We start from the raw sequence: 15087 nt of genomic DNA, 5'->3' as shown, positions 1-15087 counted from the left end.
TGATCCATACCGTGGTACTGCTACCCAGACCTATCTACTATTCGATACGGACTCTCGAAGGGTAGCGTTGAAAGAAATGGATTACCGCTGCACCGATTTACTATCGCACGCGTTGGCGGCAGTCACGAATTCATTGCGAAGAGCCAACTGGGTTCGAAGAGAGGAGAGAGTCAGCCCAGCCAAGAGTTTATACCAGAAGACAGGGCCACAGGGCGTGATGACCCTCAAACTCGGCGACCGTGTCCGTATTGACATCCCCGATGAACTCGATCCAGACTTCAACCTGCACGGTGAACACCCGATCGTCCTTGACAATGACCCCAGCCGGTGTACATGCGGGTGTGAGGTCCTCTATAAAGTCGCGCTTGAAACCCAAGCGCTCTCGATCGAGATGCATCCGTGGGATCTGCGCCCACCAATTGAGCCAATGCCACCTATCGAATCGTTCCCAGCAGACTCAGCAGACGAACAGTAGGTGAATTGGTGGACCGCTCACGAAGCGCCTGCGTGGACACGACTAGTCCAATGGCTGTAAGCATTCGCCCATTTCACAGAGGGCTAGCCGTTTATCGGTTATGAGCACGTTTCATCGAGGATTACGCTATCCGAAATACGGGCGATTCCCAAGCAATTATTATAGATGACACTCTCCCTCGAAAAGATGTCTGAGGCACAATCAACAGTAGCCGGGGAGAAGCGGACCGCACACGACTTGACCGCCTTTCAGCAGAACATCCTAACCGTCCTTGCTGAGGAACCCCAGTACGGGCTGGCAATCAAACGCGAGCTCGAGGACTACTACAACAGCGAGATCAACCACGGCCGGCTCTATCCCAACCTTGATGACCTCGTTCAACAGGGGTTCGTCGCGAAAAGCGAACTCGACAAGCGCACCAACCAGTACAAACTCACCGATGAGGGGTATGACCTCCTGCTCGGAGAACTCAACTGGCGCTTCTCGAATCTCGTTACCGACGACGATCGGGCACGCGATATCGAAGCCCTCGTAGAGTAGCCTGCATACGAACCCACTAAATGAAGTGGCTCCGTGGTTCAGACAGAGAGTTGATTCGCAGTCTAGTCGGCGTAAGTCGATCTGGGCCTGCCTGATATTAGATCAGCCACCCTCCCATTGTATACCATGCAATACTTTGACAATGGTTGTGGTCAATGTATAGATATGTACGACTTGACAAGTTTCCAGCGGGATTTGCTCTACGTCATCGAAGGTTTAGAGGATCCTCATGGCCTCGCGCTCAAAGACGAACTCGAAGGGTACTACGAGACGGAGATTCATCACGGCCGACTCTATCCAAACCTCGACACGCTCGTCAACAAAGGCCTCGTTGAAAAATCACAAATGGATCGCCGAACAAATCTGTATAAACTCACAGCGCGGGGCCAGCGGGAACTTGAGGCACGACAAGAGTGGGAACAGCAGTACCTTCGCGACACGCTGAGTGCAGCGTAAACTACCCTACTTCGTTCACCCCATTGGTGGGGGAAGGAGTATATATCTATATGTGAACTACCCTGCCCTCAAGGAGCGAACGGCGTCAGCCGTGAGCGTAGGGTGTAGGATAATTTACGAGTCCTCTTCAAGGAGAGTCCCGTTGGTTCGGTCCTCACGGGTATTGACAAATGCCTCGGCGATGTCATCAGCCGTCAGTGACTCTGCTGCGGCACGGAGGATTGCATTATGCAACTCTCTTTTTTGAACGGCATCATAGCCATCTCGACGGAGTGTAATCTCGGCCTCAAACAGCAAACCTGATGACCCATCTACATTTTCCCATGTCTCTGGAAGACAGTAGATAGAGTGCTGTGTCTGAGTTTTTGCAGTTGGAAATGCAGGATCACTTTGCGGATCATATACCGCTATCTCTGTGGTAGCCTCCTCGTCGCTTTCTTCGGTTGTGTCGTCAATGGCTGTCGATTCGCTGGCCGACTCAGGTATGGTCTCTCCTGAGAGAGTCCCAGCGAGCTCATCAAGTGCTTCATCACCTGGATTGGTTTGCTCCTCATTGTCGTCGGAAATATCCTCGAATGGCATTATCGAACCACCTCTCCTTGTTCGACGATCTGTGCGAGTTCGTCGTAATACTCGAGTTGATCACAGTGAGGATCGAAGTCCCGAAGCGGTGTTCGTGCTCGGTGAGCTTTATCGATACTCGCTCGGTGTCGAATGCCTGGAAGTTCATCATTGTACTCGCCAGTATCGATTGCTTCCCAATCTAACTCGGAGAGATGCGCAAAGTTTGGGACAAATGGCTCTAGTGCATCGCGACTGTTGATGGCTTGAAGTAGGTTCCGATCCCGGGTATCTTGATCCAAGCGTTCGCTTAGATCCGTCGGAACAAGTGCAAGCAGTCGAAGATCGAAATACTGCTGTGCTTCTTGAATCAGCCGCTTGTTCGTTTGTATAATACCCGACTCCCAGCCACTCTCTGGCCGAAGCGGGACCATGAGATTCTTCGTCGCAAACAGCGCATTGTCGTTTATTTTTCCTCTATTCGCTGGGGTGTCAACAACAATATAATCATAGACGTCTCCGAGTAACGGATCTACAACATTTCTGAACAGACGTTGACTTGACGCCATCGCCGACTTGAGATTTGTTTCTACCTCTTCAAGTGCCTCGTGTGAAGGAAAGAGGTCAAGATCCTCAACGACAGGAACAATGAAATCTAATGGATCTTCCCCGTCCAAGAGAACATTCTGTACGTGATTCTCATCGTCATAACGGTCCTGGTAGCCAAGATTAAACGTCGTATGACCGTTGTCATCGAGATCGATAAGTAACACTCGGTCGTTTCGCTCCGCCAGTTCCCGTGCGAGATTGATAGCAGTCGTTGATTTTCCAAACCCTCCTTTTAAAACATTGATTGCGATTGCCCGTGGATCCTTCTGATTTTCGTCGACCATATTTGCCCCTCTCGTCGTAACATTATAAAATGTACTGGCCTGCATGAGAGTACTAACTGTGGATAATGTATGTACTCTATCTACATTTTATCATTGCAGAACACTCTAGGAAGTACGTACTCTAATTCATGTATGGATAGACGAGTTGCCACACATACTGTGCACTGTTACTCATGTTCTGAGCATTGCTACACTCTATAATGTATCTAATGTCGCGAATGTACAGCATGTTATTACAGGCACTCTCGTAACACCTCCTTGATCGGGTTCCCCCTCAAGAATCGCTTCTATCGACTCTTCGTCGTCACCCTCAGCTTCGCAAAGATGTGTCCGAGCACACTCATAGATCGATGGGGCGTGTCTGGTGGGGAAGACAGTCCAGTCATCTACTCGTGGATTGCTAACTGTCCGATAGCGTTCGACTACGGGGATAGTTTGATTGAGTATCCAGGCCGGGTGACGTTGTTGATTCTTTTCAAGAACGGAGATCGTCTGTTCGCCGAGATCCACGTCGCACCAGTGCATGCCTTGGCGACCGGTACGGTTGTCGTGTTCAGAGCGGAAGATTCGGATGCACGCACCTCGTGACATCCTCCCGCGCCTAAAGGCGCGGGCCTCCCACGCCCACCAACGGGCGGTTCGTTGGGATGTTTACGGTTGCCGGCTCGACGAACCGGGGGCGGTGCCACGCCGCCGTTACTCCTATCACGCTCGTGACTCGGAGTTACGTGGTTGTTTTCTGTCGGTCTGCGTTCCCGAGGGCTTACGTTTTGATGAGGCAAACACCGAATCAACTGCCAGTTTTCGGGGTGTCGAGACGCGACGGGAAACCGGCGCGTCGACACACAGATATACGGACATGGGCACCTAACTCTATTGATTTTGATGTTTGAGCGGATGATGACGGCGATTCATCCACGCCGTAAACAGCGTGATATTCTCGCCTGCAATTCATATAAACGCAAGGACAGCGACCAATGCGCGATCTTGAGTTTGGATCGCCGACTGTGACAAGAGCGAACCTCAAATTCGAGGTATGGCCGCCTAAAGTGATGTGATGTTGATCTCAACGATGTTGACCGCCCGCCGGATCATCTCCGGGATCTCGTCGTTCAGCCGCTCGTCGCTCATTCGCCGGGCCGGACCGATAACGCTGATTGCGCCGTAGACCGTACCGTTCTGGTCCCGGATCGGCGCGCCAACGCCGACAAGTCCCTGGATGGTCTCCTCGTGGTTGTATGCGATCCCGTCCTGGCGAACCCGTTCGAGTTCGTCTCGAAGCGTCCGTGGGTCAGTGATCGTGTTCGGTGTTATCGGCTTGAACTCCATCCTGTCAATGAGCGAGTCGCGCTCCTCCGCGGGGATAAATGCGAGTATCGCCTTCCCGACAGCAGTGTGATAGAGCCCGTTTCGATAGCCGACGTAGACCTCGGTCTGGACCGCATTGTCCCCTCTGGCGACGTACAGACAGACGCCGTCACCGCCCTCTTCGACGGTAAATAGGGTCATCTCTCCGGACTCCTCGGCGAGTGCGTCGACCTCCGTCGTCGTCACGTCGTAAATGTCGATTCGAGCCTTCGCATGGTGGGCCAGGTCGATGAACCGCAAGCCGAGTTTGTACTCATGTCCCTCCTTAATCGCGTACCCGTTCTGTTCGAGTGTAGCCAGATGACAGTGTGCCGTCCCTTTCGAGACGCCGACCGCGTCCGCGATCTCCGTCACGCGTGCTCCGCCGGTATCGCGGAGGTAGTCGATGATATCGATGGTCCGCTGAACCGCCTGCACTGGATTTTTCGCCTTGTTCATTATTTAGATTGTCTATCGAGTAAGGATAAAATAACTGTTTCCCCATTCCAAACGTCGGCTCGATCGGGAACAGTTCGTTCCCACCTACGAGATCGGCGATGGAATCATTACTCCCTCAACAACATTATTTATATTGCATTTACCACCACGTATTTATCGTATCGATTGGATGTTGTGGAATATGAGACCACGTCTCAGCTCTATCGCAGTAGTCGATACGCTCTCAAGCAAACTACGAGCTATTGGTCCGGCACTCGTCCTAGCTGCCGTAATTGTCGGTCCCGGGAGCATCGCCCTCAGTACGATCGCGGGCAGTTTGTATGGCTACCAGTTGCTCTGGGTGCCGATCGTTGCGACGGTGTTCATGATCACGTATACTTGGATGGCGGCGAGGATCGGCATAGTGACTGGCGAGACATTGTTTCAGGTCACTCGCGAGAAGTTCGGTTCAGGCCTCTCGATCACCGGTGGAATCTTCGGATTTCTAGCAATCCTTGCGTTTCAGGCGGGGAACAACGCCGGAATTGGGTTCGCGACCAATGCGCTCGTCGGATACGACGTCAGGATCTGGGCCGGCGTTTTCTCGTTGGCAGCAATTGGATTCCTTTGGCTTCCGAATCTATACGACAAGATCGAACTGCTTGTGAAACTGGTCGTCGGCGTGATGCTCGTCGCCTTCGTCGGGACTCTACTGCTAGTGGGAGTCGATCCCCGTCTCGGTGCTGCCGGTCTCGTACCCTCGTATCCAGACATCGACGCAGTCTTTCTCTCGCTCGGAATGGCCGCGACGACGTTTTCGATCGCGGCGGCGGCCTACCAAACGTATCTCGTTCGGGAAAAGGAGTGGGGTCCTGATCGGATCGGCGAGAAGAGCTCCGATAGTATTCTCGGTATCGCGCTGCTCGGACTCATCGTCACGGTTATTCTGCTGACCAGCGCGAGTGTCATCCACGGCCAGACGGACCCGGTCTTCGACGCAGTCGGGATGGCCTCACAACTTGAACCGGTCGCCGGACCCGGCGCGTTCTACCTGTTCTCGCTTGGGTTCTTCTTCGCGAGTCTCTCATCACTCGTGGTCAACGCGATCCTCGGTGCGACGCTCTTAGTTGACGGGTTCGGCCGTGATCCTTCGATGGACGGCAGACCGGTGAAGCGATGGGCGACCGTTGCGATTCTCTTCGGACTCGGCGTCGTTCTCGTCTTTCGGGGGAGTCCGGTCGAGTTACTCCGAATCGCACAGGCGGTCGCCGTTATCGCCTTTCCCGTCATCGGATTCCTCATCCTTGCGATCGCGAACGACGAGGCGGTGATGGGACCGCATACGAACGGCCGGATCGTCAATACGCTCGGTCTCGTCGGCTACCTCGCGATCATTGGGATCGTTTGTAACTACCTATATGAAGTTATTCAGTTTATTTGATAGACACCGCTTGTTGAGTACCCGTCCTAACACATCGCACGAAACGTTTATTATTACGCTGACGTGTGCTTTCTCAGTATGCGAGTTGGTATTGCGGGAGCGGGCTTCATGGCCCGCACCCATGCTGAGGAATATGCAGGAATGGATATCGAAGTCGTCGCCGTCGCCTCACAAAGCGGCCCCGAGGGGTTCGTTAACGAACTCGGACTAGATGCTGTAGCCTATACTGACGTCGCTACGTTGTGCGATCGGACCGATATCGACTATCTCGACATCTGTACGCCGACACATACCCATCTTGATTTTGTCCGGACTGCAGCAGAGGCGGGCGTCGATGTCTTTGTTGAGAAACCGATCGCGGGAACACTCGAGGAGGCCAACGAAATCGCCAGCCTCGTCGAGGAGGCGGGCCTGACGCTTATGGTGGGTCATGTCGTTCGGTTCGATCAGGGCTACAGAGCGGCGAAGGACCTTGAGATCGGTTCGCATGGCGTCGCCCGGGCGCGGCGCCTCTCGCCGTTTCCCGACTGGGGATCCGACGACTGGTTCGCCGACTGCGAGAAAAGCGGCGGAGTCTTCGTCGATCTCGGAATCCACGATCTGGATTACCTCCGCTGGTGCTGGGGCGAGGTCGAGCGGGTTTTCGCGCGCCGCCGGCGCGACGCTCATGGGGAACATGGTTTCGTCACGCTCCGATTCGAGAGCGGGGCCGTTGGCTACGTTGAATCCTCATGGAGCCAGCCCGACTCGCGGCCGTTCACGACGGAACTCGAGTTTGCGGGCAACGACGGACTGGTCGAACTCTCGAGCGCGGACGAGTCCCCGTATCAGGAGTGGACCGACGACGGCGCAGTCGTCGAGCGTCCGGTCGCGAAAAGCGCCTATCGACACGAGCTCGAACATTTCGTCGCCTGTCTCGAGTCGGGAACCGAACCCGAGGTCGGTGCGGCGGACGCGATCGCATCGCTGCGGCTCGCGCTTGCCGCCGAGCGTTCGGCCGAGCGCGGCAAACCCGTCCGCCCTGAGGAGGTGGTCGTGTGACGGTCTCGATTGGCGTTCTCTCGTCGGCCCACGTCCATACCGATGCCTACGCCGACCAACTCGCGACCCGCGAGGACGTCGAGTTCGCGGGCGTCGTCGACACGGACCCGGAGCGCGGGCGTGAGACCGCACAACGCCATGGGACCGAGTACGTCGATGACGTCGAGGCATTATTCGAGCGGATTGACGCCGGCGTCGTCTGCTCGCCGAACGTCGACCATTTGGAGTGGATCGACCGGGCGGCCGCGGCGAACGTCGACGTCCTCTGTGAGAAGCCGCTCGCGACGACCGTCGAAAATGCACGCACCATCGTCGAACGGTGGCGAGCAGCGGACATCCGTATCGGTGTCGCAATGCCGCTTCGGTTCTGCGAACCCGCTCGCCGGGCCAAGGAGACGCTCGAAGCCGGCGGAATCGGAACGATCCGGTCGATTTCCGGTACCAATCGTGGACAGATGCCTGGCGGCTGGTTCGTCAACCCCGACCTGTCCGGCGGCGGTGCCGTCATGGACCACACGGTCCACATCGTCGACCTCGTCACCCACCTTACCGGCGAGAACGTCGTCGAGGTGTACGCGGAGGTCGACACGCGCTTTCACGAAATCCCCGTCGAGGATGTCAACGTCCTCTCGATGGAGCTCTCGGACGGAACGGCGTTCCTCCTCGACGGCTCCTGGAGCAAGCCCGATGCGTGGCACACGTGGGGCGACGCCACCGTCGAACTGACCGGCAGTGATGGGACCGTGGCGGTCGACTACACGGACCAGTCGGTCGTCCACACGCCCGCCTCCGGTCCGGACGCCGGCGTCAACTGCGTCTTCCACGGAACGAACACGACGGAGGCGCTGATCGGCGATTTCGTGGCCGCCGTCCGGGAGGGGCGCGACCCGATGACGACGCCGGACGAGGGTCTCGAAGCTGTCGCGGTCGTCGAGGCCGCCTACGAGTCCGCCGAGACCGGCGAACCGGTCCGCGTCGACTACTAAACGCGTCGATTGTCCCAACCTTTCGGGCCGCAAGCTTTTCGGTATCTGAGGGCACGTCTCGGGGCATGCCCTGCAGACTCCTCGTTATCGGTGCACACCCCGACGATCCGGACATTCGGGCGGGCGGGCTCGCCTGTACGGCCGCGGCGGCCGGCCATGACGTCACGTTCGTCTCAATGACCGATGGCCGGAGCGGCCACCACGACCAGTCCGGCGACGAACTCGTGCGGAGACGACACGCCGAAGCGGCGGCGGCTGCGGCGGTCGCCGGCATCGAATACGACGTCCTCGATATCTCCGATGGCGAACTCAGACCGACTCTGGAGAATCGAAAGACGCTCATCCGGCTTATCCGCGAGTATGAACCCGACATCGTATTCACCCACCGGACGAACGACTACCACCCGGACCACCGTTACACCTCGCAACTGGTCCGCGATGCCGCCTACATGGTTATGGTGCCGAACGTCTGCCCTAACGTCCCAGCCCTCGGGTACAACCCGGTCTTCGCTTACGTACTAGACGGGTTCGAGCGCCCCTGTCCGTTCGATCCCGACGTGATCGTCCCGGTCGACGACGAGTTGGTCGAGCGCAAGTACGACGCACTCGACTGTCATGAGTCCCAGATGTACGAGTGGCTCCCCTACACCGAGGGGATCCTCGAATCGGTTCCCGAGGACTCCGACGAGCGCCGCGAGTGGCTCGCCACCGATCCGATCGGAGGGCTCAAGGAGATGAAAAACACGGCGGACCGGTTCCGCGACCTGCTGGTCGAGCGCTACGGCACTGAACGCGGTCAAGAGATCGAGTACGCCGAGGCGTTCGAGGTCTCCGAGTACGGCGGCGACCTCACGCCCGCCCTCGCCGAACGACTGTTCTTGTATTGACGGGGTTCCGTCGGTACTCTCACGATTTCCCCGACTTTCGTCCGGTGACGCTCAGTACGGCCCATCCCCCCACCTCGATAGACTACTGCTACGGCGTCGGCGGGCCGTCCCACTCCGCCCCATCGTCTTCGGGGTCGTAATCGAGGACGCTTCGTGCGTGATCGATATCGAACCAGCGCCCGTCGTTGTCACTGACGCCGTAGAAGACGTCGAAGGTAACGGATTCGTCGTCGAGCATTCGCTCGATCATCCCTCCCAAGTCGCGCTGGGAGAACCACGTCGCCTTCAGTCGGGCGACCTGTCGTTCGTACTCTTTGCTATCGCGCTTCCACCTCCCGTCATCTACGCCCTTCTCGGCGTCCCCGTACGGGTGGTCGTACTCGGGCTCGCGGACCGAACAGATCCGCAGCGCGTAGAATCGCTTCGGGTACTCGTTCGTCTCGACGAAGAACCGGCCGTCGTGTTCGTTGCAGAGCTTCGAGACACCGTAGGTCGAATCGGGTCGGACCGGATCAGTGTGGTCGACGGTCAGTTCGAAGTTCGGATCGTAGATATCCGGCGAGAACTCCCGCTCGTACATCCCGACGACGTGGTTCGTCGACGCGAAGATCACGGAATCGACTTCGGCTTCCCTCGCGGCCCGGAGAACGTTTCGCGTCCCGCCGACGTTCACCGCCATGATCCGCTCCCAATTCTCGTCGACGAACCCCGGCGCGTACACCGCTAAGTGGACGACCGCATCGACGCCGTCGAACGCGGGCCGGATTGCGTCGTAGTCGGTGACGCTTGCACGGGTTATCTCGATGTCGGGGTGATCCTCGATGTCTAGTGCCGTAAACGAGTAGGCGTCTCTGTCGCCGATTTCGTCGAGAATTGCCCGCCCGACGACGCCGCTCGCTCCGGTTACCAGCACGTTCATACGCGCCGATTCTCGATGGCTCCTCTTAACGATGTGGGCCGGATCGTCGGTCACGGCACGCTGCGGTCGGCTTCCCGTTATTCCCACCCGAACCGGCCGCCGTAGGAACGAGTTCCGACGAAGCGTTCAGTCGGTCAGCGTTCGAGGTGATCGACGATCCGTTCGGCGACGTAGTCCACCTCGGAGTCGGACAGACACCGCGGATTGATCGTGAACCATGACCGGTGGACGTTGTCAGCACCGACGAACACCCGCGGGTTCTCCCGGCGCAGCGCCAGGACGAGTTCGGCGGCGGTCAGCGAGGCATCCTCGCCGACGGTGACGACAACGGTCGAGACGGCGTCGGTCTTCGCCGCGTTAGCGAGTTCGACTTCGAGGGTGTCGACGGACTCGAGGGCGGCGGCGATCCGTTCGGCGCGCTCGTGCCACCCGCTCAGGACGGCGTCGTCATCCTCCTCGATGAACGCGTCGAGCGCGGCGAGCAGACCGGCGAGTTCCTCTTTGCCGACCTTCATCGACCGGCCGATTCCCTGTCGGGGGATCCCGGGGAGTCCGTCGGCGCCGACGAGCGCCTCTGGCGGTTCGTAGACAGAGCTCTCGGCGTGCATGTCGAGGTGCTGGCGCGCGACAGACCTGATGAAGGTCTCGCGCCCAGCGAGGATGCCCGACGACTGCGGTCCGCGGATCGCCTTACCACCGCTGAACGCGACGAGGTCGGCACCCTGCTCGATGAACGTTCGCAGGTTCCCCGTCGGCGGCAGTTCAGCCGCGGCGTCGACGATCACCGGCACATCGTGGTTGTGGGCGATCTCGACGACCTCAGGGAGAGGCGGTCGCGTAAACGGCTTTTCCATGTAGGCGATAGCGACCGTCTCCTCGGTGATCGCTTCGGCAATCTCCCAGGGCTCGGTGTTTTCCGAGCCGGTTCCGAGATGATAGTCGTTCGCGCCGACGTCGACGATTTCGGCACCTGCAAGGCGGAGCGCGTGATCGTAGCCGTTTCGATGGGTGCGTGGCATGACGATCTCGTCGGGGATCCCCTCAGTGTCGGGGAGCCTCGCCATCGTTTCGAGGTCGTCACCTGCGATACACGCCGCGGCGGCGAGCGCCAGCGCGGAACTCGCCCCGTTGGTCACGTAGCCCGCCTCGGCTCCCGTAACCGCGGCGATCCGCTCGGAGGCGACGGCCTGCAGGTCCGAGAGGCGGACGAACGCCTCTGCGGCCCGGTCCATCGCTTCGCGGGCCTCCTCGCGGATGAGTGTCCCGCCGATGCGGGTCTTAGTGCCGGTCGCGTTCACGACCGACGGAACGCCCAACTCGTCGTAGATCGTGTCTTCGTTCCCCGTCATCGGCTCGTGACGTGGTTTTCGAGGACGCCGACGCCCTCGAACTCGACCTCGACGGTGTCGCCCTCGGCGAGTACGTCGGGACCGAACGGCGTCCCCGTCGCGATGACGTCGCCGGCCTCCAGCGTGATCAGCTCCGAGACGTCCGCGACGAGTTCCTCGACGGAGAAGATCATGTGTTCGCGGGTGGTCTCCTGCTTGACTTCGCCGTTCTGTCGAAGGACGAGAGCCGCATCGTCCGGCACCTCGTCGGGCGTGGCGACGACCGGTCCCATTGGGAGCGAGCTGTCGAAGGCCTTACCGCGGACCCAGTTGCGCTCTTGCTCCTGATCGTCTCGGTTCGAGACGTCGTTGATGCACGTATATCCTGCGACGACGTCCATGGCGTCCCCTTTGGCGACCGCTCGGCACTGCTCGCCGATGACGATGCCGAATTCGGCTTCGAACTCGACCCTGCTCCTCCCCGGCGGTAGCTCGATCGCGTCACCGTGGGCGACGACGCAGTTGGGCGTCTTCAGGAACAGCTCAGGTCGATCGGGCCGGTCATTGAGTCCCGACTCCTCCCGGTGGTCCATGTACCCACCGGCCTGGCAGACGATCTTCGTCGGTTCCGTGGGCGGGAGGACATCTACGTTGTCGGCCTTGTACGTCTTCCCGGCCGTGTAGATGTCGTCACCGCTCCAGGTGCCGCGTCTGACGTATCCCGTCGAATCGGCGAATCTGACAGTTCGCATTGTCACCTGAGTATTTTCGGGAGACACTAACCTTCTTTCGGCCACGAGATCCGGTCGAGTTTCCAGACATAGCCCCATCGATCCGGGTTGACACCCCGGCCAGTACTTTTATAGCTCCCTCTGGAGTACCGTTGGGTCGGAGTGACAAGCCATAGGTACTCATGAGTTCTGACATCACCATCCCCGATTCGTTCGACTCGGAAACGCAACTGGTCGACACCCTCTCCGAACCCTACGAGGAGGACGTTGAGTTCGCCCGCCGACTCGACGGCGACGTCATGGTCCTGGGCGCCGGCGGAAAGATGGGACCGACGTTAGTCAAGCGGATACAGCGTGCGATTCGAGAGGCGGACGCCGATACGACGGTTTATGCGGTGTCCCGATACTCCGACCGGGAGGTCGAACGAGAGATCGGCTCGTGGGGTGTGGAGACACTCAGGGCGGATCTCATGGACGACGACGCGCTCGCGTCGCTACCCGACTGCGAGAACGTCATCTACATGGTCGGGAAGAAGTTCGGAACGGCCAGTCAGGAGCCCATGACGTGGGCGCTCAACTCGTATCTCCCCGGGCGGGTGGCAAAGCGGTTCCGGAACTCTCGGATCGTGGCGTTCTCGACCGGGAACGTCTATCCGCCTGTTCCCGTCAACTCCGGCGGGGCGACCGAGATGGACCCGACCGGCCCGGTCGGTGAGTATGCCCAGTCCTGTCTGGGGCGCGAGCGTGTCTTTCAGTACTTTTCGGCGGCGAACGACACGCCCACCCTTCTCCTGCGACTGAACTACGCCGTGGAACTGCGCTACGGCGTGTTGGTCGACCTCGCGAAGAGGGTGTACGCTAAAGAGCCGGTCCCATTGGAGATGGGATACGTAAACGTGATCTGGCAGGGGGACGCCAACTCCGTCTGCTTCCGGTCGCTCGAACTGGCCGACTCCCCGGCCGAGACGCTGAACCTGACAGGGCCGGAGGTGCTATCCATTCGAGAACTAGCCGAGCGGTTCGCGGACGCGTTCGGCTGCGACGTGACGTTCGAGGGGGAGCCGAAGGACACGGCCTTACTCAACGACGCCACCCGATGCCACGAGCGCCTCGGGGAACCGAAGGTCCCTGTCCACGACGTCGTCGACTCGGTCGCGTCGTGGATCGAACAGGGCGGAACAACGAGCGGCAAGCCGACGAAGTTCCACGTTCGCGACGGGGACTTCTGACCGCACGATACGGCAAACGATGGACAAGGCCCGGCGTTGTGACGTGGTTCGTGATCGGTCGCTCCGGAGATCAGCGAGCGTGAGCAGTGATCAGGCACGGATCGCTTTCCCGGGACGAGCATCCGTGACGGCACCGTCCCGAACAATGGCGGTGCCGTCGACGAATACGTTCTCGATGCCTCGTGGAGTCCGTCGGGGATCCTCGAAGGTCGCTTGATCCGCGACGACGTGGGGATCGAAGACGACCATGTCGCCGTCTAGGCCCGGACGGAGAACCCCCTTCGAGTCGAGACCATAGATCCGGGCCGGTAACGCCGTCATCTTGTAGACGGCCTCCTCAAGAGAGAGCACGCCCTCCTCCCGAACGTAGCGCGAGAGGACCCGTGGATACGAACCGTAGACGCGAGGATGGGGCCGCGAGCCGAACAGCCCGTCCGTTCCCACCGCGACGCGGTCGCTCTTCAGGATACGCTGGACGTCGGACTCGACCATTCCGTGGGCAATCATCGCCGCATCGAGGTCCTCAGCGTGCAGAACGTCGCAGAGTACGTCGACCGGTTCGACCTCGCGTTCACTCGCGATGGTCGCGAGGTCCTTTCCTGCGTCGGCGCGGTACTCCTCGGAGGTGAGGTTCGTCATCTCGACGCGGTCCCAGCCGGTCTTCCCGCCGACGTTCTCCCAGCCCTCGATCCGCCACTCCTCGATATCCCTGCGAATGGCCTCGCGCCGTTCGGGGTCAGCGAGCGCCGCACGCATCTCCTCCGCGTTTTTTGACTGCATCCACGGCGGCAACAGCGATGTCAGCATGCTGCTGCCGGCGGTGTAGGGGTACTGGTCGGCCGTCATATCGACACCGCGCTCGCGTGCGAGTTCGACTTGCTCGAGGACGCGGTCAACTCGCCCCCGCTGGCCGCTGCCGGTGAGTTTGAAGTGTGACTGGTGGATCGGAACGCTGTGCTCGGCGCCGATGTCGATGAACTCGTCCATCGCCTCCCAGATCCACCGACCCTCGCTACGGATGTGGGCGACGAACGGTCGGCCATGGGGCTCGAGTTCGGCGGCGAGTCGCGACACCTCCTCAGTGCTCGAGTACACCTGCGGCGTGTAGACGAGACCGCTCGAGAACCCGACCGCGCCGTCGGCAAGCCCCTCTGCGACTAGGTCGGCCATCGTCTCGAGCTCGGCGTCGGTCGGTTCGACGTCGTCCATCCCAAGAATCTCGTAGCGGACCGTCCCGTGGCCGACGAGCGTCGCGACGTTAGGCGCGACGCCGGCGGCGTCGATCCCGTCCAGATACTCTGCGATGGAGTTCCACGACCACTCGCCTTCGAGGCGGCCCGCGAGCCCGCTCACGTAGTCCTGCCATGACTCGATACCGTCGTATAGCGGCGCCATCGAGAACCCATCCTGTCCGAGGATCTCGGTGGTGATCCCCTGGCGAGTCTTCGGCGCGAGTGTCGGATCCGCGAACAGCTCGAGATCCGAGTGGGAGTGTGCGTCGATGAAGCCGGGACAGAGGACGCTGCCGTTGGCGTCGATACAGACGTCCGCGCTGAACACCGGATCACGACCTCGGCGAATCTCCGTAATCGTCCCGTCCTCGACGCCGACCGCACCCCGAAACCAGGGTGCACCCGTCCCGTCGACGATACGTGCGTTTTCGATGGCTAGCTCGACTGGCATGGCTCACCCGTTCGCGGCTGTCCTCCTAAATCCACTGCCTGTGTACCAAGGAATCAGCGGACACCGAAAGTATATTTTATCCTTACTCAAATGAATAGAAGGTGAGACGACAAATGACACATTGCCGGTCGA

Annotated in this window: 15 protein-coding genes; 8 read left to right on the top strand and 7 right to left on the bottom strand. The window is 59.5% G+C overall.

Annotated elements, in window-relative coordinates; genetic code table 11:
• The first annotated feature begins 217 nt into the window (after nt 1-217).
• From HAPAU_RS20250 to HAPAU_RS16495, 3 genes are all read left to right on the top strand, one after another.
• On the top strand, nt 218-475 hold the full coding sequence (locus HAPAU_RS20250; RefSeq protein WP_084383861.1) for a hypothetical protein: 258 nt from the start codon (nt 218-220) through the stop codon (nt 473-475).
• A 186-nt stretch (nt 476-661) separates the two neighbouring features.
• Nucleotides 662-1015 carry a PadR family transcriptional regulator gene (locus tag HAPAU_RS16500; protein WP_066385205.1) on the top strand — a complete coding sequence of 118 codons (354 nt, stop codon included), beginning with the start codon at nt 662-664 and terminating at the stop codon, nt 1013-1015.
• 165 nt (nt 1016-1180) lie between these two features.
• A complete protein-coding gene (locus HAPAU_RS16495; protein ID WP_066385003.1) occupies nt 1181-1471 on the top strand; it encodes a helix-turn-helix transcriptional regulator in 291 nt (96 codons plus the stop codon).
• A gap of 114 nt (nt 1472-1585) precedes the next feature.
• Here HAPAU_RS16495 and HAPAU_RS16490 read toward each other — a convergent pair whose 3' ends face one another.
• From HAPAU_RS16490 to HAPAU_RS16475, 3 genes are all read right to left on the bottom strand, one after another.
• Nucleotides 1586-2053 carry a hypothetical protein gene (locus HAPAU_RS16490; RefSeq protein WP_066385002.1) on the bottom strand — a complete coding sequence of 156 codons (468 nt, stop codon included), beginning with the start codon at nt 2051-2053 and terminating at the stop codon, nt 1586-1588.
• Nucleotides 2053-2925: a ParA family protein gene (locus tag HAPAU_RS16485; protein WP_066385000.1), complete on the bottom strand. Its 873-nt coding sequence runs from the start codon at nt 2923-2925 to the stop codon at nt 2053-2055. The genes HAPAU_RS16490 and HAPAU_RS16485 overlap by 1 nt, the downstream gene beginning before the upstream one ends.
• Nucleotides 2926-3969: 1044 nt before the next feature.
• Nucleotides 3970-4731: an IclR family transcriptional regulator gene (locus HAPAU_RS16475; protein WP_066384998.1), complete on the bottom strand. Its 762-nt coding sequence runs from the start codon at nt 4729-4731 to the stop codon at nt 3970-3972.
• A 169-nt stretch (nt 4732-4900) separates the two neighbouring features.
• Between HAPAU_RS16475 and HAPAU_RS16470 the strand changes: the two genes are divergently transcribed.
• The 4 genes from HAPAU_RS16470 to HAPAU_RS16455 all read left to right on the top strand — a co-directional run bounded on the left by HAPAU_RS16470 (nt 4901) and on the right by HAPAU_RS16455 (nt 9065).
• The gene (locus HAPAU_RS16470; RefSeq protein ID WP_368085899.1) at nt 4901-6151 is read left to right on the top strand and encodes an Nramp family divalent metal transporter; all 1251 of its coding nucleotides are present in this window, start codon (nt 4901-4903) and stop codon (nt 6149-6151) included.
• A gap of 78 nt (nt 6152-6229) precedes the next feature.
• Nucleotides 6230-7192, top strand: a complete 963-nt coding sequence (locus tag HAPAU_RS16465; protein ID WP_066384996.1) for a Gfo/Idh/MocA family protein — start codon at nt 6230-6232, stop codon at nt 7190-7192.
• Nucleotides 7189-8178 (top strand): Gfo/Idh/MocA family protein, encoded by a 990-nt coding sequence (locus HAPAU_RS16460; protein ID WP_066384994.1) that lies wholly within the window; start codon nt 7189-7191, stop codon nt 8176-8178. Before HAPAU_RS16465 ends, HAPAU_RS16460 begins: the two co-directional genes overlap by 4 nt.
• A gap of 65 nt (nt 8179-8243) precedes the next feature.
• A complete protein-coding gene (locus HAPAU_RS16455) occupies nt 8244-9065 on the top strand; it encodes a PIG-L deacetylase family protein (protein ID WP_066384993.1) in 822 nt (273 codons plus the stop codon).
• An 88-nt stretch (nt 9066-9153) separates the two neighbouring features.
• Here HAPAU_RS16455 and HAPAU_RS16450 read toward each other — a convergent pair whose 3' ends face one another.
• The 3 genes from HAPAU_RS16450 to HAPAU_RS16440 form a co-directional block, all read right to left on the bottom strand.
• Nucleotides 9154-9984, bottom strand: coding sequence for an NAD-dependent epimerase/dehydratase family protein (locus HAPAU_RS16450; protein ID WP_066384991.1), 831 nt, complete (start codon nt 9982-9984; stop codon nt 9154-9156).
• Between the two features lie 134 nt (nt 9985-10118).
• Nucleotides 10119-11333: an aminotransferase class V-fold PLP-dependent enzyme gene (locus tag HAPAU_RS16445; RefSeq protein WP_066384990.1), complete on the bottom strand. Its 1215-nt coding sequence runs from the start codon at nt 11331-11333 to the stop codon at nt 10119-10121.
• On the bottom strand, nt 11330-12064 hold the full coding sequence (locus HAPAU_RS16440) for a fumarylacetoacetate hydrolase family protein (protein WP_066384987.1): 735 nt from the start codon (nt 12062-12064) through the stop codon (nt 11330-11332). The genes HAPAU_RS16445 and HAPAU_RS16440 overlap by 4 nt, the downstream gene beginning before the upstream one ends.
• A 161-nt stretch (nt 12065-12225) precedes the next feature.
• Between HAPAU_RS16440 and HAPAU_RS16435 the strand changes: the two genes are divergently transcribed.
• Nucleotides 12226-13272 carry an NAD-dependent epimerase/dehydratase family protein gene (locus tag HAPAU_RS16435; RefSeq protein ID WP_066384986.1) on the top strand — a complete coding sequence of 349 codons (1047 nt, stop codon included), beginning with the start codon at nt 12226-12228 and terminating at the stop codon, nt 13270-13272.
• A gap of 90 nt (nt 13273-13362) precedes the next feature.
• On the opposite strand, the gene HAPAU_RS16430 is transcribed toward HAPAU_RS16435, so the two are convergent.
• Nucleotides 13363-14955: an N-acyl-D-amino-acid deacylase family protein gene (locus tag HAPAU_RS16430; RefSeq protein ID WP_066384985.1), complete on the bottom strand. Its 1593-nt coding sequence runs from the start codon at nt 14953-14955 to the stop codon at nt 13363-13365.
• Between the last annotated feature and the right edge of the window lie 132 nt (nt 14956-15087).

Source organism: Halalkalicoccus paucihalophilus (assembly GCF_001593955.1).
GTDB lineage: Archaea > Halobacteriota > Halobacteria > Halobacteriales > Halalkalicoccaceae > Halalkalicoccus > Halalkalicoccus paucihalophilus.
The sequence above is the reverse complement of the archived record's forward strand: the minus strand, read 5'-3'. Positions and strand labels throughout refer to the sequence as shown.

Excerpts from the sequence above, each read along its gene's own strand:
- HAPAU_RS16430 (WP_066384985.1), bottom strand. The coding sequence starts at position 14,955 with ATGCCAGTCGAGCTAGCCATCGAAAACGCACGTATCGTCGACGGGACG.
- HAPAU_RS16490 (WP_066385002.1), bottom strand. The coding sequence starts at position 2,053 with ATGCCATTCGAGGATATTTCCGACGACAATGAGGAGCAAACCAATCCA.
- HAPAU_RS16495 (WP_066385003.1), top strand. The coding sequence starts at position 1,181 with ATGTACGACTTGACAAGTTTCCAGCGGGATTTGCTCTACGTCATCGAA.
- HAPAU_RS16445 (WP_066384990.1), bottom strand. The coding sequence starts at position 11,333 with ATGACGGGGAACGAAGACACGATCTACGACGAGTTGGGCGTTCCGTCG.
- HAPAU_RS16485 (WP_066385000.1), bottom strand. The coding sequence starts at position 2,925 with ATGGTCGACGAAAATCAGAAGGATCCACGGGCAATCGCAATCAATGTT.
- HAPAU_RS16475 (WP_066384998.1), bottom strand. The coding sequence starts at position 4,731 with ATGAACAAGGCGAAAAATCCAGTGCAGGCGGTTCAGCGGACCATCGAT.
- HAPAU_RS16440 (WP_066384987.1), bottom strand. The coding sequence starts at position 12,064 with ATGCGAACTGTCAGATTCGCCGATTCGACGGGATACGTCAGACGCGGC.
- HAPAU_RS16470 (WP_368085899.1), top strand. The coding sequence starts at position 4,901 with ATGTTGTGGAATATGAGACCACGTCTCAGCTCTATCGCAGTAGTCGAT.
- HAPAU_RS16500 (WP_066385205.1), top strand. The coding sequence starts at position 662 with ATGTCTGAGGCACAATCAACAGTAGCCGGGGAGAAGCGGACCGCACAC.
- HAPAU_RS16435 (WP_066384986.1), top strand. The coding sequence starts at position 12,226 with ATGAGTTCTGACATCACCATCCCCGATTCGTTCGACTCGGAAACGCAA.
- HAPAU_RS16455 (WP_066384993.1), top strand. The coding sequence starts at position 8,244 with ATGCCCTGCAGACTCCTCGTTATCGGTGCACACCCCGACGATCCGGAC.
- HAPAU_RS16450 (WP_066384991.1), bottom strand. The coding sequence starts at position 9,984 with ATGAACGTGCTGGTAACCGGAGCGAGCGGCGTCGTCGGGCGGGCAATT.
- HAPAU_RS16465 (WP_066384996.1), top strand. The coding sequence starts at position 6,230 with ATGCGAGTTGGTATTGCGGGAGCGGGCTTCATGGCCCGCACCCATGCT.
- HAPAU_RS20250 (WP_084383861.1), top strand. The coding sequence starts at position 218 with ATGACCCTCAAACTCGGCGACCGTGTCCGTATTGACATCCCCGATGAA.